Below are 26,416 nucleotides of genomic sequence, written 5' to 3' on the forward strand. Positions count from 1 at the left end.
GTTCTTGCAAATCCCATTCTAAAAACTACGCTGTCAAGTCTGCTCTCAAGCATAACCATAAGGTTTTCACCGGTCATACCTTTCATTCTATCAGCTTTTTCATAGTAGTTTCTGAAAGGCTTCTCAAGTACACCATAGATGAACTTTGCTTTCTGCTTCTCTCTTAACTGAAGTCCGTACTCACTTACCTTCTTGCCTGCTCTTGCATTTGTTCTGTTAGACTTCTTGTCATAACCAAGATATGCGGGTTCAAGACCAAGTGATCTGCATCTCTTTAATACGGGGACTCTGTTTACTGCCATTTTAAATTTCCTCCTGAAATTATTGTTTACAGCGCACCTGGCGCCTTCTTCCAACTTGATTTACGATTTACTTCTGACTGAATCGCAGACTATACTCTACGACGCTTGGGCGGACGACATCCGTTATGAGGAACAGGAGTTACGTCTCTGATACTGGTTACCTCAATTCCGCATGCATTCAGCGCACGGATTGCGGCTTCACGTCCTGATCCAGGTCCCTTAACCATAACATCTACAGACTTAAGACCATGAATCAGAGCAGCCTTTGCTGCTGTTTCTGCTGCCATCTGAGCTGCATAGGGAGTAGATTTTCTTGAACCTCTGAATCCAAGACCACCAGCACTTGCCCAGCTCAGTGCATTACCTTCGCTATCTGTTAAAGTAACGATGGTATTGTTAAATGAAGCCTGGATATGTGCCTGTCCATGTTCAACGTTTTTCTTGACACGTTTCTTTGTCACCTTTTTTGTAACTTTTTTTGCTGCTGCCATTTTAAACTAACCTACTTTCTCAAAATTGAATTACTTCTTCTTATTTGCAACTGTTCTCTTAGGACCTTTTCTTGTTCTTGCATTGGTCTTTGTCTTCTGACCACGAACAGGAAGTCCCTTTCTGTGACGGATTCCTCTGTAGCATCCGATTTCCTGAAGTCTCTTAATGTTAAGAGCCACTTCTCTTCTCAGATCACCTTCTACCATGTACTCTGCGTCGATTACTTCGCTGATTCTCTTAACTTCATCATCAGTGAGCTCTCTGACACGGGTATCGGGATTTACCTTTGCTTTCTCCAGAATCTTGTTAGCGCTTACTCTGCCGATTCCATAGACATAGGTAAGGCCAATCTCTACACGTTTTTCTCTGGGTAAGTCAACACCTGCAATACGAGCCATTTACGTTTCCTCCATTTTCCTTTTTTGCAGATCACAGCTTTCGTGTCTGCCGGCATCTGTTCATGACAGATACCTGATACTAATTGATTGGGGCAGGTCTATTGCCCAATCGGACGTTCCGATCTTTCCGATGCATCTTTCTCTTTCTATATTAAGAAGAAAGACTGCGCACCAGTATCAACAAGTAATCACCTAAGGCTCCTTGGTACAATTTATTAGAATAATCAGTGTCTTCTGACACTGCAGCCGCTTTCATAATAAATGGACAAGAACCCTTCTGCTGTCGCAGTGGATTATCCTTGTCTCTGTTTGTGTTTCGGATTCTCGCAGATTACTCTGATACGTCCTTTTCTCTTGATGATTTTGCACTTTTCGCAAATCGGTTTTACTGATGATCTAACCTTCATGTTAAACCCTCCTTTCAAAAAAGACCGTTTTACATTATAGCATGTGTTTATAATAAATACAATAGCTTTTTTATTTATCTCTCCAAATAATTCTTCCTTTGGATAAATCATAGGGAGAAAGCTCCAGAGTTACCTTATCTCCGGGAAGAATACGGATAAAATTCTGTCTCAGCTTACCACTGATATGGGCAAGCACCTTGTGTCCATTTTCCAGTTCTACCTGGAACATGGTATTGGGAAGCTTTTCTACTACAGTTCCTTCGATTTCGATTACATCTGACTTAGACATTGTCTACCTCCTTATTTGTTCTGCTTTTGATCGCAAATCTGATTTCTTCATTATATATAGTGCGCATGTCTTTTATTTTTTCTGCAAGCTTCTCGTCAGCACCCGTTTTCACAGGCTGTACATGCTTTTTCTTTTTTTTCTTCGGATTATCCACACCTCTGGTCTTTCCATCCACAAGATAAAGATATTCGCCTTCTTCTTTCAAAATAACATACATCTGGCCTTTATCGTGTCCTGCTTTGGAAATTGCAAACATCTCTGTCATTCTTCACCTCATCCATCAGCCCTTCGCCCCGGCTGGCAGTGTCAGTATCTCCGGATCACCCTCTGTGACCAGGACTGTGTTCTCATAATGTGCTGACGGCAGTCCGTCCGCAGTTACCACGGTCCAGTCGTCATCCAGCCATCCGACCTCATAGGTTCCAAGGTTGATCATGGGCTCGATAGCAAGTGTCATACCCGGCTGAAGCTTAATTCCCTTTCTCCACTGTTTGAAGTTAGGAATCTGTGGATCTTCATGCAGATGAGTTCCGATTCCGTGTCCGACAAGGTCACGGACGATCCCATATCCAAATTTGCTTGCATAGGCATCAATGGCTCTTGAAATGTCATATAAATGACAGCCTGCCCTTGCAAATTTAATTCCTTCAAAAAAGCTCTGTCTTGTTACATCCATAAGCTGCTGCACATCTGCAGAAACCGTTCCTACCGGATAGGTTCTTGCCGCATCGGAATGATAGCCTTTATAGATCAGTCCCGCATCCAGGCTGACGATATCGCCCTCCTCAAGGATCCGTTCCTTCTTCGGGATGCCATGGACAACCTCATCATTCACAGATACACAGATGGAAGCCGGATATCCGTTATAATTCAAAAAATTCGGCTCACATCCATATCCTCTGATCAGCCTTTCTCCCAGTGCATTGATTTCATAGGTTGAAATCCCCGGTTTGATCGCTTCCTTCAGTCTGTCATGAACCTCTGAAAGCAGCCTGCAGGATTCCCGCATCAGCTCAATTTCTCTTGCAGATTTAATTGTTATCGCCATACACGCCTCCGTTTTCAGTCTGCATCTTCACAAAACGGGGAAGCTTAACCTAAAATAGCAACGATAGCATTGAATACATCCTTCATGTCTACCGTTCCGTCTACAGTTCTGAGTACGCCCTTGCCATTGTAAAAATCGATCAATGGCTGTGTCTGCTTGTGATAAACAGAAAGACGGTTCTTTACTGTCTCCGGCTTATCGTCATCACGAAGGATCAGCTCACTTCCGCAGTTATCGCAGATGCCTTCCTTCTTCGGAGGAACGTGCTCAATATGATAGGTTGCGCCACAGTTTACGCAGGCGCGTCTTCCACTCATTCTCTTAACGATGTTCTCATCGGGAACCTCTACATTGATAGCATAATCAATCCTGTCACCAAGCTTTGTCAGTGCCTCTTCCAGTACTTCAGCCTGAGGAATGGTTCTCGGGAAGCCATCCAGAACATAACCGTTCTTGCAGTCATCCTGGGCAACACGGTCAAGAAGGATCTTAACTGTCAGTTCATCGGGAACAAGAAGACCCTGATCCATGTACTTCTTAGCTTCTTTTCCAAGCTCTGTACCGTTCTTGATGTTGTATCTGAAAATGTCTCCCGTAGAAATATGGGGAATACTGTACTTCTCTGCTATCATTTTTGCCTGTGTGCCTTTTCCGGCTCCAGGTGCGCCTAACATGATGATCTTCATCTTTACCCTCCATTACGCAATATAGAGGTCAGGGGAATCCCTTCCCCACAACCTCTAAATTTTAATTCATCTTAGTCATTCAAAAAACCTTTGTAATTACGAACCAGCATCTGAGATTCGATCTGCTTCATTGTCTCAAGCACAACGCTAACGATAATGATAAGACTTGTTCCACCAAAGGATACGGAAGCATTGAAGATACCATTGAAGAAATAAGGAATAATGCAAACAATGGTAAGACCAACTGCACCGATGAAAATGATATAATTCAAAATCTTTGACAGATACTCGCTGGTAGGCTTTCCAGGTCTGATACCCGGAATAAAGCCGCCGGACTTTTTCATATTCTCTGCAATCTCAAGTGGATTGAAGGTAATGGATGTATAGAAGTAGGCGAAAAAGATAACCAGTACAACATACACCAGAAGTCCTATGGAATACACCGGTTCCTTGGGATTGCACCAGTAAGAGGAATTCAGTCCTCTTAAGATATGTGCCCATATTCCGGTACCATTAATCTTAAAGAAGCTGCAGATAATAATCGGAAGCTGCATCAGTGAAGATGCAAAGATGATCGGGATAACACCCGCGGTGTTGATCTTCAGCGGGATAGAGGATGTCTGTCCGCCGACCATTTTTCTTCCCTGCATTTTCTTCGCATACTGAACGGGGATCTTACGAACGCCGTCATTCAGTATAATAACAAGTACTACCATTCCTATAATGATCGCAAGGATCAGTGCTGCTGCACAGACAGCGGTTGCAATCGGCTTTCCGATAACAAACTGCTGGAACAGACTTGCCAGATCCTGTGGAATACGGGAAATGATGTTGATTACCAGGACGATGGAAATACCATTTCCAACACCGTTTTCAGTAATTCTTTCACCTACCCACATAAGGAAGGCACTACCTGCTGTTAAAGCTGCAATAACTGTAATCACATTCAGTGCATTGTAATTCTCCAGGAGACCGTTGCCGCCAAATGCGATTGCCATTGCGGTAGATTCAAATAAAGCAAGCCCTACGGTTACATAACGGGTAATGGAAACCATTTTCTTTCTTCCCTCTTCCCCGTCTCTCTGCATCTCCTCCAGCTTCGGAATTGCAATGGTAAGAAGCTGCATGATAATGGAGGATGTAATATAGGGTGTGATATTGAGTGCCAGAATGGACATATTTAAGAATGATCCACCCGTAAAGGCATCAAAAAAGTTGAACGCATCACCTGTCTGCTGTGCAAACCAGTTAGAAAAATAATGTCTGTCTACACCCGGCACAGGCAGCTGTGATCCTAAACGGATCACAACCAGCATGGCAAATGTAAATAATATCTTATTTCTAATTTCCTTGATTTTAAATGCGTTTTTTAAGGTTTCTAACATTAAATCACCTCTGCAGTTCCACCAGCAGCTTCAATCTTCTCCTTTGCGGATGCGCTGAACGCATTTGCTTTGACTGTAAGCTTTTTGGTAATATCTCCATTTCCGAGGATTTTAACGCCATCCTTAGGGTTTCTTACAACTCCGGACTCTACTAATGCGTCTACGTCTACGACTGCGCCATCTTCGAATCTGTCGAGTGCAGATAAGTTAATTCCCACGATTTCCTTGTGGCTGGGGCAATTAAAGCCTCTCTTGGGAATTCTTCTGTATAAAGGCATCTGACCGCCTTCAAAGCCAGGTCTCGGTGCTCCTGAACGAGCTTTCTGACCCTTGTGGCCCTTACCAGCTGTCTTGCCGTTTCCTGAACCGTGTCCACGACCTCTTCTAAAATTATCACTCTTTACAGAACCTTCTGCAGGGCTTAAGTTGGATAATTCAATACTCATTGTGACACCTCCTTATCTATAATTTATGCTTCTTCTACTTTAACTAAATGTCTGATCTGCTGAATCTGTCCTCTGGTAGCTGCATTGTCGGGCAGTACGATTGTCTTATTCAGCTTACGAAGTCCCATGGATGCTACAGTAGCCTTCTGCTTGGGAACAGCCCCGATAGGAGATTTCACTAATGTGATCTTTAACATTTTCTGTTCTGCCATCTTACATTCCCTCCTATGCTAATACTTCGTCTACAGACTTACCGCGGTTCTTTGCTACCTCTTCAGGAGTCTTTAACTGGCTTAATCCCTCGATTGTTGCAAGAACTACGTTCTGCTTGTTGTTGGATCCAAGTGACTTGGTACGGATATTCTTAATACCTGCAAGTTCGCAAACGATACGTGCAGGACCACCAGCGATGATACCGGTACCATCGGGAGCCTTCTTTAAAAGAACGTTTGCGGAACCGTACTTACCGATGAAGTCATGGGTGATAGAATTGTTCTCATCAAGAGGAATGCTGACGATGTGCTTCATAGCATCTTCTTTTCCCTTACGGATAGCTTCGGGAATTTCTACAGCCTTTCCAAGTCCTGCACCAACATGGCCATTACCGTCACCTACAACTACAAGTGCGGTAAATCTCATGTTACGTCCACCCTTTACGGTCTTTGTTACACGCTTGATGGTAACAACTTTATCATTTAACTCTAACTGGCTTACATCTATGATATTCTTCATGATTACACGTCTTCCTTTCCTAGAATTTTAAGCCAGCTTCTCTGGCTGCATCTGCTAATGCTTCGATCTTACCCTGGTATATAAAGCCGCCTCTGTCAAAGACTACGGTATCAATACCTTTTTCAATTGCTCTCTTAGCAATTACAGTTCCAAGATATGCTGCTGCATCAACGTTATTGGTTTTTTCAAGCTCAGCCTTTACATCCTTCTCAAGAGTAGATGCTGAAACTAAAGTATTGCCAACTGTATCGTCAATAATTTGAGCATACATATGATTATTACTTCTGAACACAGCTAAACGTGGTCTCTGCGCTGTTCCGCTGAAACGGTTACGAATTTTCATGTGCTTCTTAACACGAACTTTCTGTCTTGATTCCTTACTAACCATTTTTACACTCTCCTTATCTCTTATTTCTTACCAGTCTTACCAACTTTACGTCTGATAGTCTCATCAACATACTTGATTCCCTTGCCCTTGTAAGGCTCAGGTCTTCTCTTATCTCTGATTTCAGCTGCGAATTGGCCAACTTTTTCTTTATCAATACCCTTTACGATGATAAGGTTCTGTCCGTCAAGAACTGTCTCGATTCCTTCAGGATCGATCATCTCAACCGGATGAGAATATCCTAAAGATAAGGTCAGCTTATTACCTGACTTTGCTGCCCTGTAACCAACACCGTTTACTTCCAGTTTCTTCTCATAGCCATCAGTAACACCAACAACCATGTTGTGGATCAGTGTTCTTGTCAGACCATGTAAGGACTTCATCTTCTTCAGATCATTGGGTCTCTTAACGATTACTTCTGCGCCTTCAACCGTGATCTCCATTTCTGCCGGAAGCACTCTTTCCAGTGTTCCTTTAGGACCTTTTACAGTCACTTTATTATTTTCTGCAACCTCTACAGTAACTCCTGCAGGAATTGCGATTGGCATTCTTCCTATACGTGACATGCCCGTACCTCCTATAAATTAATGAAACAAACCTTTGAGTTTCTTATTACCAAACGTATGCGAGTACTTCCCCGCCTACCTGAAGCTCTCTTGCTTTTTTATCTGTGATGACACCCTGATTGGTGGAGATGATAGCGATACCGAGTCCGCCAAGTACTCTTGGGAGTTCATCCTTGCCTGCATAAATACGAAGACCAGGCTTGCTGATTCTCTTTAATCCGGAAATGATCTTCTCATTTCTGTCTGCACCATACTTTAATGTGATGCGGATCGTCTTGAAGCTTCCTTCGTCGATCAGGTCATATTTCTTAATGTATCCTTCCTCTACAAGAATATCTGCAATTGCGAGCTTCATTTTGGAAGAGGGAACATCTACTGTATCGTGTTTTGCAGTATTTGCATTACGGATTCTTGTAAGCATATCTGCAATAGGGTCACTCATTGTCATTCTTTTTTCCTCCTTAAATTATTGCCTACCAACTTGCTTTCTTAACACCGGGAATCTGACCCTTATATGCCAGTTCACGGAAGCAAATTCTGCAGATTCCGTACTTTTTCAAAACAGAGTGGGGACGTCCACAAATTTTGCAACGTGTGTATTCTCTTGTAGAGAATTTAGGTTTACGCTGCTGTTTAATCTTCATTGAAGTCTTAGCCATGGATTCTATTTACCTCCTTCTTACTTTGCAAACGGCATATTGAATAATCTCAATAACTCGCGTCCTTCTTCATCAGTCTTTGCTGTTGTAACAAAGATGATGTCCATACCTCTTACCTTGTCAACCTTATCATATTCGATTTCAGGGAAGATCAGCTGTTCCTTGATACCAAGGGAGTAATTTCCTCTTCCATCAAATGAATTGGGGTTAACACCTCTGAAGTCACGTACACGAGGCAGTGCCAGGTTCACAAGACGATCAAGGAACTCATACATTCTCTCGCCGCGGAGTGTAACCTTACATCCGATTGCCAGTCCTTCTCTGATCTTGAAGTTAGCAACAGATTTCTTTGCTCTGGTAAGTACAGCCTTCTGACCGGTAATGGTTTCAAGATCCTTAACAGCGGACTCAAGAAGCTTTGCGTTATCCTTAGCTTCGCCTACGCCCATGTTGATTACGATCTTGTCAAGCTTGGGTACTTCCATCACATTCTTATAACCAAACTTTTTGGTTAAAGCATCTACGATCTCATCATTATATAAATCTTTCAGTCTGCTCACGCTTCCAGTTCTCCTTTCCAAGAATTAGTCAATTACTTCGCCAGTTGACTTTGCAAAACGTACCTTCTTGTCGCCTTCAATCTTGAAGCCTACTCTTGTAGTCTTTCCGTTGTGAACAAGCATTACGTTTGAAATATCAATGGGAGCTTCTTTTTGAATAATTCCACCATTCTGGTTAGCTGCTGAAGGCTTTGTGTGCTTTGTAACAACGCCAACACCCTCTACAACAACCTTATGGTTCTTAGCGTCTACAGAAAGCACCTTGCCTTCTTTTCCGTTATCTTTACCGGCGATAACCTTAACGGTATCGCCCTTTTTAATTTTTAAGCTTGCCATGCCTGTATCCTCCTATAATACTTCGGGAGCCAGGGAAACAATTTTCATGAACTGTTTCTCACGAAGCTCTCTTGCTACCGGTCCAAAAATACGGGTTCCTCTGGGAGTCTTATCATCTTTAATGATAACAGCAGCATTTTCGTCAAATCTAATATAGGAACCGTCCTTACGACGTGCGCCTTTTACAGAGCGGACAACTACAGCCTTTACTACATCACCCTTCTTTACAACGCCGCCTGGTGTTGCATCTTTAACAGTAGCAACAATCACATCGCCGATCTGTGCATATCTTCTTGTAGAACCGCCCATAACTCTGATGCAGAGGATTTCCTTAGCACCTGTGTTATCAGCGACCTTCAGTCTACTTTCCTGTTGAATCATGCTAATCTCCTTCCAAAATTACTATCCATAGCCTTATGCTATTTGGCTTTCTCTACGATCTCAACAAGTCTCCATCTCTTATCCTTGGATAAAGGTCTTGTTTCCATAACTTTAACAGTATCTCCGATATGGCATTCGTTGTTCTCATCATGTGCCTTTAACTTGTAGGTATTCTTAACAACCTTCTTGTAAAGAGGATGCTTAACGTGCTCTTCGATAGCAACAACGATTGTCTTATCCATCTTATCACTGATAACTTTACCGGTACGTGTTTTTCTTAAATTTCTTTCCACGACTTAAGTCTCCTTTCCTTTCTTGAAATTCAGTTTACAACCTTAAGCTTCTTTCTGCTTCTTTGTAATAACGGTCTGAATTCTTGCAATGTTTTTTCTTACTTCTTTAATTCTTGCTGTATTATCCAGCTGGTTGGTTGCATTCTGGAATCTCAAATTGAAAAGTTCTTTCTTAGCAGCTACTAAATCCTGTGCTAATTCTGCAGCTGATCTCGCATTTAAATCTTCTACATACTTGTTAGTCTTCATTTGATACACCGCCTTCCAAGTCTGCCTTAGAAACGATCTTGCACTTGCAGGGAAGCTTGTGAGTTGCAAGTCTTAATGCTTCTCTAGCTGTTTCTTCGGCTACTCCTGAGATTTCAAACATTACACGGCCGGGCTTTACTACTGCTACCCAGTACTCTAATGCACCTTTACCGGAACCCATACGAGTTTCAGCAGGCTTAGCTGTTACCGGCTTGTCAGGGAAAATCTTGATCCAAACCTTACCGCCACGCTTTACATAACGTGTCATAGCAATACGGGCTGCCTCGATCTGGTTTGACTTGATCCAGCAAGGCTCTAATGCTACAATACCGAAATCACCGTAAGAAATTGTGTTGCCACGGGTTGCTTTTCCTCTCATGGTGCCACGGAACTGTTTACGACGTTTAACTCTTTTAGGCATTAACATTATTTATCGCTCCCTTCCTGCACTGTTTTTTCTTCATTCTTCTTAGTAGGAAGTACTTCACCCTTGTAGATCCATACTTTAACGCCTACCTTACCGTAGGTTGTATTTGCTTCTGCGAAACCATACTCGATATCAGCACGTAATGTCTGAAGCGGGATAGTTCCGTCGCTGTAGAATTCTGTACGGGCCATATCAGCTCCGCCAAGACGTCCTGAGCAGGAAGTCTTAATACCAAGAGCGCCAGCCTTCATGGTTCTGCCCATGCAGGACTTCATAGCACGTCTGAAGGATACACGGTTCTCAAGCTGCTGTGCGATATTCTCTGCAACAAGCTGTGCATCTCTGTCAGGTCTCTTGATCTCTTTGATATCAACAAGTACTTTCTTGCCGGTCAGCTTGGAAAGTTCCTTCTTGGTAACTTCGATTTCTGCACCGCCCTTACCGATTACAACACCGGGCTTAGCTGTGTAGATGATAACCTTTACTCTGCCTGCTGCTCTTTCGATCTCAATCTTGGAAATGCCGGCACTGTATAATTTCTTCTTCAGGAATTTTCTGATGTTATAGTCTTCAACAAGGTAATCAGAAAACTCTGCATCTGCATACCATTTAGAATCCCAATCCTTAATAACACCGACTCTCATGCCGTGGGGATTAACTTTCTGTCCCATTTACTCTTCCTCCTATCTTTCATCAAGCACAACTGTGATGTGGCTCATTCTCTTCTCGATTCTGTAAGCCCTTCCCTGTGCTCTCGGTTTTACACGCTTCATAGTAGGTCCCTTATCTGCATAGCATTCTGCAATATAAAGGTTTTCTACATTCATTCCGTTGTTGTTCTCTGCATTTGCGATAGCAGACTCAAGCAACTTCTTGATGATGCTGGAAGCATATCTGGGATTATACTCTAAAATTGCCAGGGCTGTTGTAACATCTTTGCCCCTGATGGCATCTAAAACGAAACATGCTTTCTGTACAGACACTCTTGCATAAGATAACTTAGCTGAAGGTCTTGTATCTTTCTGCGCATTTCTTTCTCTTTTAATCTGGGATCTATGTCCTTTTGCCATTGCCAAAAACCTCCTTATCTTACTTTTGACTTCTTTTCGTCTTTTCCGTGTCCTCTATAGGTTCTGGTTGCCACGAATTCGCCTAACTTATGTCCAACCATATCTTCTGTTACATATACAGGCACATGCTTTCTTCCGTCGTGTACTGCAAATGTGTGTCCCACAAAAGAGGGGAAGATTGTAGAACGACGGGACCAGGTCTTGATGACCTGCTTTTGTCCTGCTGCATTCATTGCATCTACTTTTTTCAGCAGACTTGCATCTGCAAAAGGTCCTTTTTTCAGTGATCTAGCCATTTTCTTCTCTCCTCCTTAATTATTTAATAGCCTTACCGTTTCTTCTTCTTACAATCAGCTTGTCAGAAGCTTTTCTCTTACGGGTCTTAAGGCCAAGAGCAGGCTTGCCCCAAGGTGTGCAGGGACCCGGACGTCCGATACCGGTCTTACCTTCACCACCACCATGAGGATGGTCATTCGGGTTCATAACGGAACCGCGGACTGTAGGACGGATACCCATATGACGCTTACGTCCAGCCTTACCGATGTTGATCAGGCTGTGGTCTACATTACCAACAACACCTACGGTTGCTCTGCATTCAAGAGGAACCATTCTCATTTCGCCTGAAGGAAGACGAAGTGTTGCATACTTACCTTCTTTTGCCATCAGCTGTGCGCTGTTACCAGCAGAACGAACCAGCTGACCGCCCTTGCCGGGATGAAGCTCGATATTGTGTACCTGGGTACCAACCGGGATAGCTGCCAAAGGAAGGCAGTTACCAACTCTTACTTCTGCTTCAGGACCGTTCATGACCTTCATGCCATCTGTCAGTCCTTCGGGAGCAAGGATATAAGCCTTTTCACCGTCTGCATAGCAGATCAGTGCGATGTTTGCTGTTCTGTTGGGATCGTACTCGATTCCGATTACTGTTGCGGGAACGCCGTCCTTAGCGTTTCTCTTAAAGTCTACCAGTCTGTATTTTCTTCTGGAACCGCCTCCGCGGTGTCTTACTGTGATCTTACCCTGATTGTTACGACCAGCGTTCTTGTCAAGGGATACGCAAAGAGCCTTTTCAGGAGTCTTCTTTGTGATCTCTGAGAAATCAGAACCGGTCATATTTCTTCTGGAAGGTGTATATGGGTTATAACTCTTAATTCCCATTTCTTTTTCTCCTTTCGAGTTCTACATTTCTTATCGCACTTGTTTGTGCATATTTAACTGACTTTTACCTGTTACCGGATCTTACAGTCCTGCAAAGATCTCGATGTCCTTGCTGTCCTCTGTAAGCCATACGATAGCTTTCTTTGTCTTTGCTGTCTGGCCGAAGGTCATTCCACGTCTCTTGGTCTTTCCATCGAGGTTCATGGTGTTTACTTTCTTAACCTTTGCACCTTCGAACATCTTCTCAACAGCTTCTTTGATCATTGTCTTATTTGCTTCGGGGTGAACAAGAAAAGTATATTTCTTTTCGCTCATGCCAGCCATACTCTTTTCGGTAACAACCGGCTTAAGGATAACGTCATAATACTGAATTGCTGCCATTATGCATACACCTCCTCGATCTTAGCGACTGCGTCCTTTGTAAGAACCAGTGTATCGCCCTTTAAAATGTCATATACATTAATTGTATTGGTGAGTGCTGTCTTTACAGCAGGGATGTTTCTTGCTGACATAACAACCTTCTCATCGTTCTCTGCAAGAACAACCAGAGCCTTGCTTACCTTTAAGTTATCAAGAACTGCCTGGAACTTCTTTGTCTTGATCTCATCGAACTTCAGCTCGTCAACCACGATCAGCTTGCCAGCCTCTACTCTGCTTGTAAGAGCGGACTTAAGAGCTGCTCTCTTTTCCTTCTTGTTTAACTTGAAGGAATAATCTCTCGGTACGGGTGCGAATACTACACCGCCGCCTGTCCACTGGGGAGATCTTGTTGAACCCTGTCTTGCATGACCGGTTCCTTTCTGTCTCCAGGGTTTTCTTCCGCCACCGGAAACTTCAGAGCGAGTCTTTGCTTTCTGTGTTCCCTGACGATTATTAGCAAGCTGCTGTACAACTGCCATGTGTACCAGGTGCTCATTTACTTTAACACCAAATACCGCATCGTTTAATTCGATTGTGCCAACTTCCTTGCCTTCCATATTATAAACAGATACGTTTGCCATTTCTGAATGGTCCTCCTTTCATCTTTCAGGCTGCTTATGCATTAGCCTTTACAGTTTCTTTGATTGTCACTAAGGCTTTCTTAGGTCCGGGTACTGCACCCTTTACCAGAAGCAGATTGTTCTCTGCATCTACACGTACAACCTCAAGGTTCTGTACGGTAACCTTTACGCAGCCCATGTGACCGGGCATTCCTTTGCCTTTGAATACACGGCTCGGTGATGAACATGCACCGTTGGAACCCTGATGACGATGGAATTTGGAACCATGAGCCATGGGACCTCTGTGCTGACCGAGTCTCTTGATTGCGCCCTGGAATCCCTTACCTTTGGAAATAGCAGATGCATCAATCTTATCTCCGGCTGCAAACATATCGGCTTTAATTTCGCTTCCGAGTGTATACTCCTCTGCATTTTCAAAGCGGAACTCTCTGATGTATCTCTTGCAGGATACGCCAGCCTTTTCGAAGTGTCCCTTTAATGCTTTGTTAACGCCGTGTCTGTGGATTACTTCCTTCTTTCCAGCCTTGTCTTTGTTAACAGCCTTTTCTTTCTTGTCAACAAATCCAACCTGTACTGCGCTGTAACCGTCATTTTCTACGGTCTTAACCTGTGTTACTACACAGGGTCCAGCCTGAAGTACTGTAACAGGAACTAATGTTCCATCTTCATTGAAGATTTGAGTCATTCCGACTTTGGTAGCTAAAATACCTTTTTTCATTTCTTTTCCTCCATTTGATTCTACAGCGGGCCGCTATCGGGCCATTCTAGTGATTAGAGTTTTCTGCCTGCTTCTTACTTGTTCTTCATCTTGATGTCGATATATACACCGGCAGGCATCTCAAGTCTCTGCAGAGCATCTACAGTCTTGGGTGTAGGTGTAATGATATCGATCAGTCTCTTGTGAGTTCTCTGTTCGAACTGCTCTCTGGAGTCCTTATACTTATGAACTGCTCTTAAGATTGTAACAACTTCCTTTTTAGTAGGAAGCGGTACAGGGCCGCTCACCTGTGCTCCGTTCTTCTTAACTGTTTCGATGATTTTTTTGGCAGACGCATCAACAAGCTGATGGTCATAAGCCTTGAGTGTGATTCTCATTACTTGACTTGCCATAAAAAAAGTCGCCTCCTTTTCGCACTTTTTATTGATAAGTACGACAAGCGGTGACTGTACACTCTTCCGTGTGTGTCCTGCTCTCCCACGCAAAATGCCGGATCCAAAGGACTCAGCTTCTTAAGGTTCTGCATTCTTAACACACGTGTTTCTGTTTCTTTACAGACTTACGTTTGTACAGTGACTTGCCGTCAGGTTCTTTCGTTCTGCCACCTGGCAGAACTCTTGACATTCGCTCCACGGAAAACCTGCGCTTCCTTTCGGATCCGCAGCAACCTCACGCTTCACAGCTATCATGCCACAGCGTCTATTAGTATAAACGATGTGGCATGAGAATGCAATACCATTTTTAAATTTTTTTCAGCAATTTTTCAGAGAGCTGAACTGTTTCTACTCCTGATCAAAATCAATTTTTCTCTTACTGACATCTTCAAACTCTGTAACCATCTCTTCTGTCGGAGGAGGTGTTAAGAGGCTCACTATAATAATGAAGAGAAGGCTCACAGGAAATCCAACTGCCAGGGAATATAACCCGGTAGCTGCCCCGATGGTCTGTCCACTTATAATAGGAAGATAATCCCACGCGATAACAGTCAGGGCTCCGCTGGCGATACCTGCTACTGCTCCCTGGAAATTGGTTCTCTTCCAATAAAGAGATAACAGTACAGTAGGACCGAAGGCTGCACCAAGACCTGCCCAGGCATTGGAAACAAGTCCCATAATGGAGTTATTCGGGTTCAGGGCGATGATGTAGGCCAATACTGCAATCACCAGCACAGTATAACGGCTGATCCTGAAGATCTGCTTTTCATCTGCATCCTTCTTGATAATACCCTTCACAATATCCTCCGCTACACTGGAAGCGCTGACAAGGAGCTGAGAATCTGCTGTTGACATGATTGCTGCCAGGATTCCGCAGAGGAAGAATCCGCCGATCAGAGGAAGCTTCACATCTTCGCTGAACAGCTTGATAATCATTTTGATAAATACTTTTTCTTCTTCTCCACCTGTCAGTACCTCCGGGAACAGGTAAGCTCTTCCGAGAATACCAATGACCCACGCGCATGCCAGGGAAATAAATACCCATATAATAGCAATGCCTTTGGATTTCTTCAGTTCCTTTTCATTTCGTACAGCCATAAAGCGGACCAGGATATGGGGCATACCACAGTAACCAAGTCCCCATGCAAGTCCTGAAATGATATCTACTGCCTTATAGGCCTCTCCGCCATTGGAAAAAAGGCTTAAGTACGCTGCACTGCCGCCTGCAACGCCACTGGCATCCAGTGTGCTCATGACATTTCCACCGCCTACGATACTGTATGCCATGATCGGTACAGCAAGCAGTGCGATCAGCATCAGTGTTCCCTGAACAAAGTCAGTAACGCAAACAGCCATAAAACCGCCAAGAAAGGTGTAGGTCAGGATAACAACGGCGCCGATCGTCAGCGCCAGTTTATAATCTACATTAAATACGGAAGTAAAAAGCTTGCCTCCCGCTGCCAGCGCTGATGCTGTATATACCAGAAAGAAGATAACAATTGTCACAGACGAAATGAAAAGAAGTACTTTTTTCTTATCATGAAATCTATTCTCAAAGTAGGTCGGAAGGGTCAGTGAATTGTTCGCCCTGATCGTATACCTGCGGAGTCTTCCTGAAATAAAGATCCAGTTCAGTACAGTTCCGATAAAAAGTCCGATAGCGATCCATGCCTGTCCCGTTCCAAGTGCATAAATAGAACCCGGCAGTCCCATCAGCAGCCAGCCGCTCATATCAGATGCCTGCGCAGACAGTGCTGCCACAAAGCCGCCAAGGCTTCTGCCTCCTAAAAAATAATCCTCTGTGGTACTATTCTTCTTCGCATATAATGCGCCGATGATGACCATCATCAGAAGATACAGTACAAATGCCAGAATGACAAATCCAAGTGAATTTCCTGTCATAATGTCCTCCTCATAATCTGTTGTCTTTTGCCCGTATATTTATGCAATATACATGTATACAAATATAAACGAATTGACGGCATGCGTCAAGTATAACCTTCCGTTGCTTGTTTTTCTTTCGGACCCATTATATAATAGTTAAAAATTAACCGGAAGAAAAAGGAGAATCTATATGCCATCAGTTACCCCCTTTAAGGGAATCAGACCGGATCCTGCTCTTGCAGACCGGATTGCCGCCCTTCCCTATGATGTATATAACAGAAACGAAGCCCTTGAGGAGGTCAGAAGGGAACCTCTTTCTTTCCTTGCCATCGACAGGGCAGAGACCATGCTCGCTGCTGATATTGATACCTACGATGACCGGGTATACCAAAAAGCCAGAGAGCTTCTGGATTCCCAAATTAAGGATGGTCATTTTATAAAGGACGAAACGCCCTGCTTCTATATTTATGAGCTGACCATGGACGGACGCAGCCAGACCGGTATCGTTGGCTGCTCTTCCATTGACGATTATCTGGCCGGAACGATCAGGAAGCATGAAAACACCAGGGAAGAAAAGGAGATTGACCGGATCCGTCATGTAGATACGACCAATACCCATACCGGTCCTATCTTTCTGGCGTACAGATCCAAAGCAGAGATCAACGAGATCGTAGACCTGTGCAAAAAGGATGCCCCTCTTTATGATTTTGTTTCCCCTGACGGGATCGGACACCGGGCATGGAAAGCTGCTTCTCCTGCTGTTACAGAAGCCCTTTCTTCCTTATTTAAGGAGCTGCCCTGTACCTATATTGCTGATGGGCATCACCGCTGTGCCTCTGCTGTCAAGGTTGGATTAAAGCGCAGGGAAGAAAAGAAAAGCTACACCGGGCAGGAAGAATTCAACCGTTTCCTTTCTGTTCTTTTCCCGGATGATCAGCTTAAGATCCTGCCTTATAACCGTGTAGTAAAGGATCTGAACAGCCATACTGATGAAGAATTCCTGCAGGCTGTCCATGATGCCGGCTTTTCCATTTGCGATATGGAGAAGAACGCCGTATCTCCCAAAGAAAAAGGCACCTTCGGTATGTATCTGCATGGAAGCTGGTATCTGCTGACCGCAAAAAAAGCCCTTCTCTCGGAGGATCCGATCAAAGGGCTGGATGTTTCTATTCTGCAGGATCATCTTCTTGCACCGATCCTTGGGATCGGAGATCCCAGGACAGACAAACGCATTGATTTTGTTGGGGGTATCCGTGGCTTACAGGAGCTGGAAAAAAGGGCTTCCTCTGATATGGAAATTGCCTTTTCCATGTATCCCACTTCCATGCAGGAGCTGTTCCAGGTAGCGGATGCCGGTCTTCTGATGCCGCCCAAATCCACCTGGTTTGAGCCAAAGCTCCGAAGCGGTCTCTTCCTACATAGCCTTGAATAGAGTTCCTATCTCTTCACCATTTAAGATCCTGCTGATATTGCTCAGATGCTCACCGTTGGCGATCACCATGTCAACGCCTGCTTCTGCAGCAATCTTGGCAGCTGCGATCTTGGTCGTCATGCCGCCGGTTCCATAATTACTGTCTGCCCCCTTGGCCATGCTTTCCAGTGCAGCATCAATATGGTCTACATATGGAATCAGCTTTGCGTTCTTATTGGTTCTTGGATCATCCGTATACAGCCCATTAATATCTGACAGCAGGATCAGCAGATCCGCCTTTACAAGCTCAGCCACATTAGCAGAAAGCGTATCATTATCACCAAAATTTTCTTCCTGGATCTGATCTGTAGAAATCGGGTCATTTTCATTTACAATAGGAATAACCTCCATACGAAGAAGCTCAGCAAAGGTGTTCTCCGCATTGGCTTTGCTGATCTCATTGAGCATGATCCTCTTGGTGATCAGGATCTGCGCAATGGTCTGGTTATATTCCGCAAACAGCTTCTGATAGATCATCATCAGTCTTGCCTGTCCTACTGCAGCACATGCCTGCTTTACAGAAAGAGTCTTCGGTCTTTCCTTGATTCCCAGTGCTTTTCTTCCTGCGCCGATGGCTCCGGAGGAAACCACTACCACTTCCTTATCCTGGTTCCTGATATCAGTCAGCATCCGCACCAGTCTTTCCAGCTTGCCAAGATTTAAATTTCCGGTACTGGTATGCGTGATCGTGGAAGTACCAATCTTCACAACAATTCTTTTTTTATCCTTCAAAAAGCTTCTGTCCACTCTTCCATCCTCTTTTCTCTGTTTTCAACCTGTCCTCAGGTCTGCACTGCACCACGCTTTATCATACTCCCGCGTTAAAGCTTCGTCAATCTCTGCCTGAAAATCCGGTGGAAATTCAGTGAACCTCATTGCCGGGAAAATTCATCTCCTTCAGAAATCTTTCCTGGAAATCCGGTTCGCCGGCAAGCTCCACATGACAGATCTTTTCCGCATCCTCTTCCATCTTTCTTTGCACCTGACCGGAAAGAAGCGCCATGGCTGCCCCCATGCCGGCACAGCTGCTGACACTGGTGATCTTCTCCTTCTCTATTTCCGGCAGAAGTCCTATTCCCGTCACATCTTCCGCTGAAAGACTGTTTCCAAAGGAACCGGTCAGATAGATCCGCCAAAGCTCCTTAGCCGGGATCTTGGCCTTTTGAAGCAGGGTTTCGATCCCTGCCCGGATAGCTCCCTTGGCGAGCTGAAGCTGCCTGATATCTGAGGCTGTAAGAAAAACAGGCTTTTGAAGCACTTCTCCCGAAAGCAGGATCCTTCTCTCACCTGCTTCTCCATCTTCTCTGACTCTCTGGCAGATCCTTACGGGAACTCCCATCCTTCGCAGCTCCTTTGCATTTCTGATATATCCGCTTTCATCAATCACCCCGATCCGGACAAGCTGAGAAAGGGCACTGATAAGACCGGAACCACAGATTCCCTTCGCTTCCCCTCCTCCGATCACCTGACATGCCAGATCCTGCATGGGAAACCTTCCCGTCAGAGCTACCTTCCGGATCGCACCTTCTACAGCCCCCATTCCCTGCAGGACCGCAGCTCCCTCCAGTGCCGGTCCTGCTGCCGCTGAGCAGGCAAAATCCCTGTCTTCCCCAAACAGCAGAACCTCTCCGTTGGTTCCAATATCCACTGCCAATATCTTTTTTCTCCCATCCATGGCTTTCACCCATGTATACACAGAAAGAGCATCTGCCCCGACATAACCATCTATAGAAGGCAGTACTAATATCTCTGCAGCCTTTAAAAAGGAAAATCCAAGCTCCTCTCCTTTTTTGCTGCAGCAGCCCTGATAGTCCTTATGAAAGGGTGCCCTGCAGAGGCCCTCAACGGAGATTCCAAGAAGACTCTCACACATAGCCGTATTGCCTGCCACTGTAACTCTGCTTATTTCTTTTCCATCTGCAAGTGCCTCGGCCATTTCATCCAACCTGCGGATCAGAGTGCCTTGCAGCCTTTTGGCATTTTCCTCTGATCCTGCCGCATAGGTGATCCGGCTGATCACATCTGCTCCGGCAAACCGTCCCGGATTCACACCGGTCAGTGCCCCAAGCTGATGACCGTCTGTAAGATCAAAGAGAAGTGCTGCCAGTGTGGTCGTTCCCACGTCAAAAGCGATCCCAAAGCCCTGCCGGGGATCCGGTACAAAGTCTTCCGGGAAGATCACCTCCCGATCCTTCGGATTCTGTATTCTGTTAAAAAGACTGCAGCCATTGCAGCTTTCCTTCCTGCAGCCTGCGCACCGTCTGCCTGCTTTATTTTCCATATATGCTTCCCTTTGCCAATGACATATTTCCTTTTGTCAGTGTACCACACTTTTCCCCGTCCTTACATGGGAATTTCAGTATTTGCTTGCTTTTTCCTTCTGCTTTCACTATCATCTATATAGAAGAATACCGGCCTTACCGGCCGTTTGGGAGAAATGGATTATGTGGATCGCAGATAACTGGAAAGATTACGAAGTACTTGATACCTCCTGTGGAGAAAAGCTGGAGCGTTGGGGAAGATACATCCTCCTCCGCCCGGATCCGCAGGTCATCTGGAATACAAAAAAAGAACGGAAAGAATGGAAGCATTTAAATGGCCACTACCACAGAAGCAGCAAAGGCGGTGGAGAATGGGAGTTTTTTGACCTTCCGCAGGAATGGAGCATTCATTATCATTCACTGACCTTTCATTTAAAGCCCTTCAGCTTCAAGCATACCGGTCTTTTCCCGGAACAGGCTGTGAACTGGGACTGGTTCTCTGACCTGATACAGAAGGCTGGCCGTCCTGTCAAGGTGCTGAACCTGTTTGCCTACACCGGCGGTGCTACCATATCTGCTGCTAAGGCCGGTGCCAGTGTTACCCATGTGGATGCTTCCAAGGGAATGGTAGCCTGGGCAAAAGAAAATGCAGCAGCCTCCGGTCTTGCCAATGCCCCCATCCGCTATCTGGTGGATGACTGTGTGAAGTTTGTGGAACGGGAGCTCCGAAGAGGCAATACCTACGATGGTATCATCATGGATCCTCCCTCTTATGGAAGAGGTCCAAAAGGAGAGATCTGGAAAATTGAAGACAGCATTTATCCCTTTATCGAGCTGACAGAAAAGCTCCTTTCTGACAAACCGCTGTTCTTCCTTGTCAACTCTTACACAACAGGTCTGCAGCCCGCTGTTTTGACTTATATGCTGAATACGGCTGTTGCCAGAAGGAGAGGCGGCCATGTGGTGTCCTCTGAGATCGGTCTTCCGGTTTCTGCAAACGGACTGGTGCTGCCCTGTGGTGCATCAGGAAGATGGTCTTCCCTGTAGGATATGTACCAGAAAACTGCCTGCTTTCCGGCAAATTATGATAACCTGCTCTCACGGATCCGGTTCAACAGCTGATCCACCAGCTGCTGATAGCCGGGGAAGCGCTCTGCCAGCACATTTCTCCTTGTATAGACATATGGAACCCTGTCCGGGAAATACAAATACATCCGGACACCGTAAAATACCAGCATGACAGTGATCAGCAATCCAAGCGCCAGTGAAAAATGCTTTACTGCGGTCAGACGGATATATCGGTAATATCCGCAGTACAGGGCAAAGACAATGACAAGCAGAGCCATGGGATTCATATACATGGCTCTTTCAAGCTGTCCGCTTCCAAGATATAGAAAGGCTCTTGTCAGTCCACAGCCCGCACAGGGAAATCCTGTGGTCACCAGCATAGGACAGAATGCCCCATAAAAATAATGTACGATTTCATAATAAACGAAAAAGACAATTCCCGTAAGAAATGCCCATTTCGCATCCTCTCTGATTCTTCTGCCCGTCTTCTTCCAGTTCATTTTCCTGTCATTCCCCATCACTGTGTCTACCTTCTATTCCCGTTGATCATATTCCAGATCCTTTTCCCTGTTTTCATTGTACATGAATTTATTTTTGAAATCTATATGGAAAATGCTTCACAATAGTGTATAATGAAAAGGACGGTTTCCTGCCGTACACAGAAGAAACGAGGAACAAAATTATGTCAAAAATCATACTGACCGGTGACAGACCTACCGGAAGACTTCATGTGGGTCACTATGTCGGTTCCCTCCGCAGAAGAGTGGAGCTTCAGAATTCCGGTGAATTCGATAAAATCTTTATTATGATCGCAGATGCACAGGCACTGACAGACAACGCAGAAAATCCGGAGAAGGTCCGCCAGAATATCATTGAGGTGGCTCTTGACTACCTTTCCTGTGGTCTTGATCCTGAGAAATCCACGCTTCTGATCCAGTCACAGATCCCAGAACTGACTGAACTTACTTTTTACTATATGAATCTGGTTACTGTTTCCAGACTGCAGCGTAACCCTACCGTTAAATCTGAAATCCAGATGCGAAACTTTGAAGCCAGCATACCGGTTGGATTCTTTACCTACCCGATCAGCCAGGCTGCTGATATCACAGCCTTCAAGGCAACTACCGTTCCGGTCGGTGAAGATCAGCTTCCCATGCTGGAGCAGACCAAGGAGATTGTAAGAAAGTTCAATTCCGTTTACGGTGACACTCTGGTAGAGCCTGATATCCTGCTTCCTGACAACAAGGCATGCCTTCGTCTGCCAGGTACCGATGGAAAGGCCAAGATGAGTAAATCCCTGAATAACTGCATTTACCTTTCCGATCCTGAAGAAGAGGTTCGTAAGAAGGTTATGAGCATGTTTACAGACCCTAACCACTTACAGGTATCTGATCCCGGCCAGGTAGAGGGCAATCCTGTCTTCATATATCTGGACGCCTTCTGTAAGGATGATATGTTTGCTGAATATCTGCCTGAGTACAGCTGCCTTCAGGAATTAAAGGATCACTATACAAGAGGCGGTCTTGGTGATGTGAAGGTTAAGAAATTCCTGAACAACGTCCTTCAGGAGCAGCTCTCCCCTATCCGAACAAGCCGTAAGGAATGGGAACAGCGTATCCCTGATATTTACGAGATTCTGCACAAGGGAAGCATGGAAGCTGAAGAAGTTGCCGCCAAGACTCTTGATGATGTCAAAAAGTCCATGAAGATCAATTACTTTGATGACCATGCCCTGATTGCAGAGCAGGCCGACAGATATAAGGCTGAATAACCATTTCGCGCTAAAAAGGCATAATGGATCAGAAGCTCTGATTTCCATTATGCCTTTTTTTATTTAAGCAGCCGTATCACAAACAGTGTGCTGATGCCATTGCCATGCTGCTCCCCTTTTTCAAGGAAAAGAGCTCCTCCGTGAAGCTCTATGATCTTATGTGCCACGGCTAGTCCAAGCCCTGAACCCTGTCTTGTATTCCGTGATTCATCCCCGACAATAAAAGGATCAAAAAGTGTATCCTGCAGTTCCAGCGGAATGCCAACGCCACTGTCTCCGATCTCTATACGGACCGCCTTATCTGACTGCTGCAGTGTTACATAAATAACAGTTCCAGGCGGATTGTGACGCAGGGAATTGGAAATGATATTATCAAATACCCGCTTCATCTGTACTCGGTCAAAGCTGTAGGATACCGTTTCTTCAGGGATCTCCACCTCAAGGTTAAATCCGCCCAGATCGATCTCATCATATTTCTCCGCCAGATATTCCCGCAGATACTCAGCCAGATCCTGTGTTTCCCTTACCAGACAAAATTCCGGATGCTCCAGCTTACTGTAATCGTGAAAGGTATTGATCATATCTGTCAGGCTCTCAGCCTTTTTAACAATTGTATTCAGATACTGCTTCTGCATCTCCTCATCCGTCAGGCCATCTGCCACTGCTTTGGCATATCCCTGAATCACCGTGATCGGTGTTTTCAGATCATGGGAAATATCTGCCAGCATGCGCTGCTTTTCCATGATCAGATATTCTTTGGCACTTTCACTTTCCTTTAGCTGCACCGCCATCCGGTTAAAGCTGCTGAAAATATCCTCAAATTCCCTGGGACCCTGATAAGAAAGGACGGTATCCCTTTTGCCATCAGCAAAATCCTGGATCCCGTTTTTCAGGATAAAAAGAGGCTCCCTTACACGCCTGTGCATCCATAATGCGAAGAACAGCGTAGCTCCTATCAGGATCAACACATAAGCAGGAATAAAGATCTGTTTGAATACCATCAGTCTTTTAACCCTCTGCCTGTCCATTCCTTTCACATGCATGAGAAGGATCCTGTCTTCCCCATTTCCTGTTCTGTAGGAATATTTATAGGTACTGTATCCGTTATCTGTTGCAGCTGTGAAAAGACGCAGCTCCCGCTCCGTGATCTGCTTATACGGAAATGAGACACTGCTTTCCAGAAGCCTCAATTCTCCATCAAACAGATAATAGGCAATGTTCTCCTGATATCCGGTAGTCTCTTCTCTTTTACTTTCTATCACCAGGATCTGCCTGCTGCCATCCTCCATTTCATAATTCTTTGTTTCATAGCTGACATGTGTATTGCACTCCGGGATCAGACTGATCTCCTTCAGTGTATAGCTGCTCCCAAAAGCATCATAGTCTGTGTATAACCTTTCTCCCGCTGCTGTATATATATCAAAATAGCCTTCCGTTCCAAGCAAAGCTTTCATGGAAAGGGCTCCATAGTCTTCATCTGCCAGCTTTTCCTGCTCTCCGACGGGGTGATCGATTCTGGGCAGCCGTGCGATCTTCTGATCCATAAGCTCTTCCAGCAGCCCAAGGATCTGAACTGCCAGAAGCAGGACGGCAGCAAAAATCACATAGTTTTTGATCAGCAGGGTATACAGACTTTTTTCTTTCTTCTTATAGCTTTTCAATTTTGTAACCGATACCTCTTATGTTTTTGATATATCTGGGTTCCCTCGGATTATCCTCGATCTTGTCCCTCAGATTGGAAATATGCACCATCAGCGTATTGTCATCATTGACATAGCACTCTCCGTTAACTGCCTGATAGATCTGCATCTTGGTAAACACCTTACCGGGAGACTTCATAAACAGAGAAAGCATCTTATATTCTGTAGGCGTGATGGTGATCACCTGATCACCCTTTTTCAGAGTAACGGAATCCTCATCCAGTACAAGATCACCTACACGGATCTGTCTGCTCTCTTTCGCCTCAGCCTCTGCCTGGCTGCCAAGACTGTAATATCTTCTGATATTGGACCGGATCCTGGCAATCAGCTCCAGAGGATTGAAGGGCTTTGTCAGATAATCATCTGCACCGAGATCAAGACCGAGGATCTTGTCACTGTCCAGATTTTTCGCAGACAAAATGATAATGGGAATATTACTGTCCTCCCGGATCCGCCGGATCAGATCATAGCCGTTTAACTTTGGCATCATGATGTCAACAACTGCCAGATCTGCCCTGCTTTCCTTCAGTTTCTCATAAGCTGTCATCCCATCTGCCGAAGGAATCACCTCATAGCCTTCATTTTCCAGATAAAGCTTGATAAAATCTGCAATATCTGTATCATCCTCTGCTACCAGTATTTTATATTTCATCGGTATTCCCGTCCTTTATTTTTTCATCTTTGTACGAATATCGGCAAGTCTGTCAAGAGCCTTCTTAAGAGTCTCATCCTGCTTTGCAAAGTGGAAACGGATCAGATGGTTTACATCCTCCCTGAAAAAGCTGGAGCCCGGCACAGCGCCAACGCCAACCTTCTCTGCCAGTTCCTCGCAGAATACCAGATCACTGTCATATCCAAATTCACTGATATCCATCAGTACATAGTAAGCGCCCTGGGGCTCTGTGAAGGTAAGTCCGATATCCTTAAGTCCTCCCACAAACAGCTCCTTCATATGCGTATAATGTGCCTGTAGCTGCTGATAATAGTCATCTCCGAAGTTCAGGCCGACCACAGCTGCCTCCATCAGCGGAGCTGCCGCACCTACTGTCAGGAAATCGTGCACCTTTTTCACACGGTCTGCGATTTCCGGCGGAGCAATCACATAGCCAAGACGCCAGCCGGTAATGGAATAGGTCTTTGACAGGGAATTGCACATGATCGTGCGTTCTCTCATGCCCGGCAGAGATGCCATATAAGTATGTACGTGAGGCTTATATAAAATGTGCTCATAAACTTCATCAGTGATCACATAAAGATCGTATTTCTTCGCCAGATCAGCGATCACCAGGAGCTCATCCCTTGTAAATACTTTACCACAGGGATTGGAAGGATTACAGAGGATCAGTGCTTTCACGCCATCCTGCTTCATGGCCGCTTCCAGTTCATCCGCATCAAAGCAGAACGTGGGCGGCTTTAACGGTACATAAACCGGCTCCGCACCACTTAAAATGGTGTCAGCGCCATAATTTTCATAAAAAGGAGAAAAGATCACTACTTTGTCTCCCGGATTGCATACACTCATCATGGACGCCATCATGGCTTCCGTACTGCCACAGGTCACCACGACCTCTTTATCCGGATCAAACTTCATGCCGGAAAAATGCTCCTGCTTTCTGACAAGAGCCTCTCTGAAATTCTGTGCTCCCCAGGTCAGTGCATACTGATGAGGACCGCTTTTTGCCACCTCAGAAAGACGGTCTGTAATCTCTCTTGGGGGATCAAAATCAGGAAATCCCTGTGAAAGATTCACGGCACCATACTGATTGGAAACCCGGGTCATACGTCTGATAACGGAATCTGTAAAATCTGCTGTTCTGCTGCTCAATGCTTTCATATTCG

Annotated in this window: 40 protein-coding genes; 3 read left to right on the forward strand and 37 right to left on the reverse strand. The window is 44.9% G+C overall.

Features of this window, described 5'->3' with window-relative positions; genetic code table 11:
• From rpsD to putP, 31 genes are all read right to left on the reverse strand, one after another.
• Positions 1-302 (reverse strand): 30S ribosomal protein S4 (rpsD, locus tag WJQ40_RS13050; protein ID WP_337540760.1); only part of this gene is annotated, 302 nt, incomplete at its 3' end.
• Between the two features lie 89 nt (positions 303-391).
• Complete coding sequence (rpsK, locus tag WJQ40_RS13055) at positions 392-793, reverse strand: 30S ribosomal protein S11 (protein WP_118799113.1); 402 nt, start codon at positions 791-793, stop codon at positions 392-394.
• Positions 794-823: 30 nt separating this feature from the next.
• Positions 824-1,192: a 30S ribosomal protein S13 gene (rpsM, locus tag WJQ40_RS13060; protein WP_118799112.1), complete on the reverse strand. Its 369-nt coding sequence runs from the start codon at positions 1,190-1,192 to the stop codon at positions 824-826.
• A gap of 293 nt (positions 1,193-1,485) precedes the next feature.
• On the reverse strand, positions 1,486-1,599 hold the full coding sequence (rpmJ, locus tag WJQ40_RS13065) for a 50S ribosomal protein L36 (protein WP_031271335.1): 114 nt from the start codon (positions 1,597-1,599) through the stop codon (positions 1,486-1,488).
• Between the two features lie 70 nt (positions 1,600-1,669).
• Positions 1,670-1,888 (reverse strand): translation initiation factor IF-1, encoded by a 219-nt coding sequence (infA, locus tag WJQ40_RS13070; RefSeq protein WP_118799111.1) that lies wholly within the window; start codon positions 1,886-1,888, stop codon positions 1,670-1,672.
• Entirely contained in the window at positions 1,881-2,153 is a 273-nt protein-coding gene (locus WJQ40_RS13075; protein ID WP_118799110.1) for a KOW domain-containing RNA-binding protein, read from the reverse strand. The genes infA and WJQ40_RS13075 overlap by 8 nt, the downstream gene beginning before the upstream one ends.
• A gap of 15 nt (positions 2,154-2,168) precedes the next feature.
• Positions 2,169-2,936 carry a type I methionyl aminopeptidase gene (map, locus tag WJQ40_RS13080; protein WP_262575576.1) on the reverse strand — a complete coding sequence of 256 codons (768 nt, stop codon included), beginning with the start codon at positions 2,934-2,936 and terminating at the stop codon, positions 2,169-2,171.
• A gap of 44 nt (positions 2,937-2,980) precedes the next feature.
• Positions 2,981-3,622, reverse strand: a complete 642-nt coding sequence (locus WJQ40_RS13085; protein WP_337540763.1) for an adenylate kinase — start codon at positions 3,620-3,622, stop codon at positions 2,981-2,983.
• Between the two features lie 71 nt (positions 3,623-3,693).
• Entirely contained in the window at positions 3,694-5,007 is a 1,314-nt protein-coding gene (secY, locus tag WJQ40_RS13090; protein ID WP_262575575.1) for a preprotein translocase subunit SecY, read from the reverse strand.
• A complete protein-coding gene (rplO, locus tag WJQ40_RS13095) occupies positions 5,007-5,447 on the reverse strand; it encodes a 50S ribosomal protein L15 (protein ID WP_118799124.1) in 441 nt (146 codons plus the stop codon). Before rplO ends, secY begins: the two co-directional genes overlap by 1 nt.
• Positions 5,448-5,476: 29 nt before the next feature.
• Positions 5,477-5,665: a 50S ribosomal protein L30 gene (gene rpmD / locus WJQ40_RS13100; RefSeq protein WP_118799106.1), complete on the reverse strand. Its 189-nt coding sequence runs from the start codon at positions 5,663-5,665 to the stop codon at positions 5,477-5,479.
• 13 nt (positions 5,666-5,678) lie between these two features.
• Positions 5,679-6,188, reverse strand: a complete 510-nt coding sequence (gene rpsE / locus WJQ40_RS13105) for a 30S ribosomal protein S5 (protein WP_317246640.1) — start codon at positions 6,186-6,188, stop codon at positions 5,679-5,681.
• A 16-nt stretch (positions 6,189-6,204) separates the two neighbouring features.
• Positions 6,205-6,573 (reverse strand): 50S ribosomal protein L18, encoded by a 369-nt coding sequence (rplR, locus tag WJQ40_RS13110; RefSeq protein ID WP_118799104.1) that lies wholly within the window; start codon positions 6,571-6,573, stop codon positions 6,205-6,207.
• Between the two features lie 20 nt (positions 6,574-6,593).
• Complete coding sequence (gene rplF, locus WJQ40_RS13115; protein ID WP_118799103.1) at positions 6,594-7,136, reverse strand: 50S ribosomal protein L6; 543 nt, start codon at positions 7,134-7,136, stop codon at positions 6,594-6,596.
• 46 nt (positions 7,137-7,182) lie between these two features.
• Positions 7,183-7,584, reverse strand: coding sequence for a 30S ribosomal protein S8 (gene rpsH, locus WJQ40_RS13120; RefSeq protein ID WP_118799102.1), 402 nt, complete (start codon positions 7,582-7,584; stop codon positions 7,183-7,185).
• A gap of 25 nt (positions 7,585-7,609) precedes the next feature.
• Positions 7,610-7,795: a type Z 30S ribosomal protein S14 gene (locus WJQ40_RS13125; RefSeq protein WP_118799101.1), complete on the reverse strand. Its 186-nt coding sequence runs from the start codon at positions 7,793-7,795 to the stop codon at positions 7,610-7,612.
• Positions 7,796-7,815: 20 nt separating this feature from the next.
• Positions 7,816-8,355 (reverse strand): 50S ribosomal protein L5, encoded by a 540-nt coding sequence (gene rplE, locus WJQ40_RS13130; RefSeq protein ID WP_118799100.1) that lies wholly within the window; start codon positions 8,353-8,355, stop codon positions 7,816-7,818.
• A gap of 24 nt (positions 8,356-8,379) precedes the next feature.
• A complete protein-coding gene (gene rplX / locus WJQ40_RS13135) occupies positions 8,380-8,691 on the reverse strand; it encodes a 50S ribosomal protein L24 (RefSeq protein ID WP_118799099.1) in 312 nt (103 codons plus the stop codon).
• A 12-nt stretch (positions 8,692-8,703) separates the two neighbouring features.
• On the reverse strand, positions 8,704-9,072 hold the full coding sequence (gene rplN, locus WJQ40_RS13140) for a 50S ribosomal protein L14 (protein ID WP_118799098.1): 369 nt from the start codon (positions 9,070-9,072) through the stop codon (positions 8,704-8,706).
• A 38-nt stretch (positions 9,073-9,110) separates the two neighbouring features.
• Positions 9,111-9,365: a 30S ribosomal protein S17 gene (rpsQ, locus tag WJQ40_RS13145; protein ID WP_118799097.1), complete on the reverse strand. Its 255-nt coding sequence runs from the start codon at positions 9,363-9,365 to the stop codon at positions 9,111-9,113.
• A 42-nt stretch (positions 9,366-9,407) separates the two neighbouring features.
• Positions 9,408-9,614, reverse strand: a complete 207-nt coding sequence (gene rpmC, locus WJQ40_RS13150; RefSeq protein WP_118799096.1) for a 50S ribosomal protein L29 — start codon at positions 9,612-9,614, stop codon at positions 9,408-9,410.
• A complete protein-coding gene (gene rplP, locus WJQ40_RS13155) occupies positions 9,604-10,041 on the reverse strand; it encodes a 50S ribosomal protein L16 (protein WP_118799095.1) in 438 nt (145 codons plus the stop codon). The genes rpmC and rplP overlap by 11 nt, the downstream gene beginning before the upstream one ends.
• On the reverse strand, positions 10,041-10,712 hold the full coding sequence (rpsC, locus tag WJQ40_RS13160) for a 30S ribosomal protein S3 (RefSeq protein WP_118799094.1): 672 nt from the start codon (positions 10,710-10,712) through the stop codon (positions 10,041-10,043). Before rpsC ends, rplP begins: the two co-directional genes overlap by 1 nt.
• Positions 10,713-10,724: 12 nt before the next feature.
• Positions 10,725-11,111: a 50S ribosomal protein L22 gene (gene rplV / locus WJQ40_RS13165; RefSeq protein ID WP_118799093.1), complete on the reverse strand. Its 387-nt coding sequence runs from the start codon at positions 11,109-11,111 to the stop codon at positions 10,725-10,727.
• A 14-nt stretch (positions 11,112-11,125) separates the two neighbouring features.
• Positions 11,126-11,407, reverse strand: coding sequence for a 30S ribosomal protein S19 (gene rpsS / locus WJQ40_RS13170; RefSeq protein ID WP_022350138.1), 282 nt, complete (start codon positions 11,405-11,407; stop codon positions 11,126-11,128).
• Between the two features lie 19 nt (positions 11,408-11,426).
• A complete protein-coding gene (rplB, locus tag WJQ40_RS13175; RefSeq protein ID WP_118799092.1) occupies positions 11,427-12,269 on the reverse strand; it encodes a 50S ribosomal protein L2 in 843 nt (280 codons plus the stop codon).
• A gap of 81 nt (positions 12,270-12,350) precedes the next feature.
• Positions 12,351-12,650, reverse strand: coding sequence for a 50S ribosomal protein L23 (rplW, locus tag WJQ40_RS13180; protein ID WP_118799091.1), 300 nt, complete (start codon positions 12,648-12,650; stop codon positions 12,351-12,353).
• The gene (gene rplD / locus WJQ40_RS13185; RefSeq protein ID WP_118799090.1) at positions 12,650-13,270 is read right to left on the reverse strand and encodes a 50S ribosomal protein L4; all 621 of its coding nucleotides are present in this window, start codon (positions 13,268-13,270) and stop codon (positions 12,650-12,652) included. The genes rplW and rplD overlap by 1 nt, the downstream gene beginning before the upstream one ends.
• Before the next feature lie 34 nt (positions 13,271-13,304).
• Positions 13,305-13,988 (reverse strand): 50S ribosomal protein L3, encoded by a 684-nt coding sequence (gene rplC / locus WJQ40_RS13190; protein WP_118799089.1) that lies wholly within the window; start codon positions 13,986-13,988, stop codon positions 13,305-13,307.
• Between the two features lie 74 nt (positions 13,989-14,062).
• Positions 14,063-14,380, reverse strand: coding sequence for a 30S ribosomal protein S10 (rpsJ, locus tag WJQ40_RS13195; RefSeq protein ID WP_118799088.1), 318 nt, complete (start codon positions 14,378-14,380; stop codon positions 14,063-14,065).
• A 390-nt stretch (positions 14,381-14,770) separates the two neighbouring features.
• Positions 14,771-16,324 (reverse strand): sodium/proline symporter PutP, encoded by a 1,554-nt coding sequence (gene putP, locus WJQ40_RS13200; RefSeq protein WP_262575569.1) that lies wholly within the window; start codon positions 16,322-16,324, stop codon positions 14,771-14,773.
• Positions 16,325-16,496: 172 nt separating this feature from the next.
• On the opposite strand from putP, the gene WJQ40_RS13205 reads away from it, so the two are divergent.
• The gene (locus WJQ40_RS13205; RefSeq protein ID WP_262575568.1) at positions 16,497-17,738 is read left to right on the forward strand and encodes a DUF1015 family protein; all 1,242 of its coding nucleotides are present in this window, start codon (positions 16,497-16,499) and stop codon (positions 17,736-17,738) included.
• Here WJQ40_RS13205 and proB read toward each other — a convergent pair.
• The gene (proB, locus tag WJQ40_RS13210) at positions 17,721-18,524 is read right to left on the reverse strand and encodes a glutamate 5-kinase (protein WP_337540771.1); all 804 of its coding nucleotides are present in this window, start codon (positions 18,522-18,524) and stop codon (positions 17,721-17,723) included. The two genes, WJQ40_RS13205 and proB, sit on opposite strands and share 18 nt — an antisense overlap.
• Before the next feature lie 115 nt (positions 18,525-18,639).
• On the reverse strand, positions 18,640-20,058 hold the full coding sequence (locus WJQ40_RS13215) for an ASKHA domain-containing protein (protein ID WP_337540773.1): 1,419 nt from the start codon (positions 20,056-20,058) through the stop codon (positions 18,640-18,642).
• A gap of 163 nt (positions 20,059-20,221) precedes the next feature.
• Here WJQ40_RS13215 and WJQ40_RS13220 point away from each other — a divergent pair, with 163 nt between their 5' ends.
• Positions 20,222-21,085: a class I SAM-dependent methyltransferase gene (locus WJQ40_RS13220; protein ID WP_337540775.1), complete on the forward strand. Its 864-nt coding sequence runs from the start codon at positions 20,222-20,224 to the stop codon at positions 21,083-21,085.
• Positions 21,086-21,120: 35 nt separating this feature from the next.
• Here the strand turns inward: WJQ40_RS13220 and WJQ40_RS13225 are convergent, their stop codons facing one another.
• Complete coding sequence (locus tag WJQ40_RS13225) at positions 21,121-21,606, reverse strand: DUF2752 domain-containing protein (RefSeq protein ID WP_337540776.1); 486 nt, start codon at positions 21,604-21,606, stop codon at positions 21,121-21,123.
• Positions 21,607-21,788: 182 nt separating this feature from the next.
• Here WJQ40_RS13225 and trpS point away from each other — a divergent pair, with 182 nt between their 5' ends.
• Positions 21,789-22,877 carry a tryptophan--tRNA ligase gene (gene trpS / locus WJQ40_RS13230; RefSeq protein WP_118799123.1) on the forward strand — a complete coding sequence of 363 codons (1,089 nt, stop codon included), beginning with the start codon at positions 21,789-21,791 and terminating at the stop codon, positions 22,875-22,877.
• 59 nt (positions 22,878-22,936) lie between these two features.
• Here the strand turns inward: trpS and WJQ40_RS13235 are convergent, their stop codons facing one another.
• From WJQ40_RS13235 to WJQ40_RS13245, 3 genes are read right to left on the reverse strand one after another with little or no spacing between them, the layout of a single operon-like run.
• A complete protein-coding gene (locus WJQ40_RS13235) occupies positions 22,937-24,538 on the reverse strand; it encodes a HAMP domain-containing sensor histidine kinase (RefSeq protein WP_337540778.1) in 1,602 nt (533 codons plus the stop codon).
• Positions 24,525-25,229 carry a response regulator transcription factor gene (locus tag WJQ40_RS13240; RefSeq protein ID WP_262575560.1) on the reverse strand — a complete coding sequence of 235 codons (705 nt, stop codon included), beginning with the start codon at positions 25,227-25,229 and terminating at the stop codon, positions 24,525-24,527. The genes WJQ40_RS13235 and WJQ40_RS13240 overlap by 14 nt, the downstream gene beginning before the upstream one ends.
• A 15-nt stretch (positions 25,230-25,244) precedes the next feature.
• Complete coding sequence (locus tag WJQ40_RS13245; RefSeq protein ID WP_337540779.1) at positions 25,245-26,411, reverse strand: aminotransferase class I/II-fold pyridoxal phosphate-dependent enzyme; 1,167 nt, start codon at positions 26,409-26,411, stop codon at positions 25,245-25,247.
• Between the last annotated feature and the right edge of the window lie 5 nt (positions 26,412-26,416).

Source organism: Suilimivivens sp. (assembly GCF_037359455.1).
Classification (GTDB): domain Bacteria; phylum Bacillota; class Clostridia; order Lachnospirales; family Lachnospiraceae; genus Suilimivivens; species Suilimivivens aceti.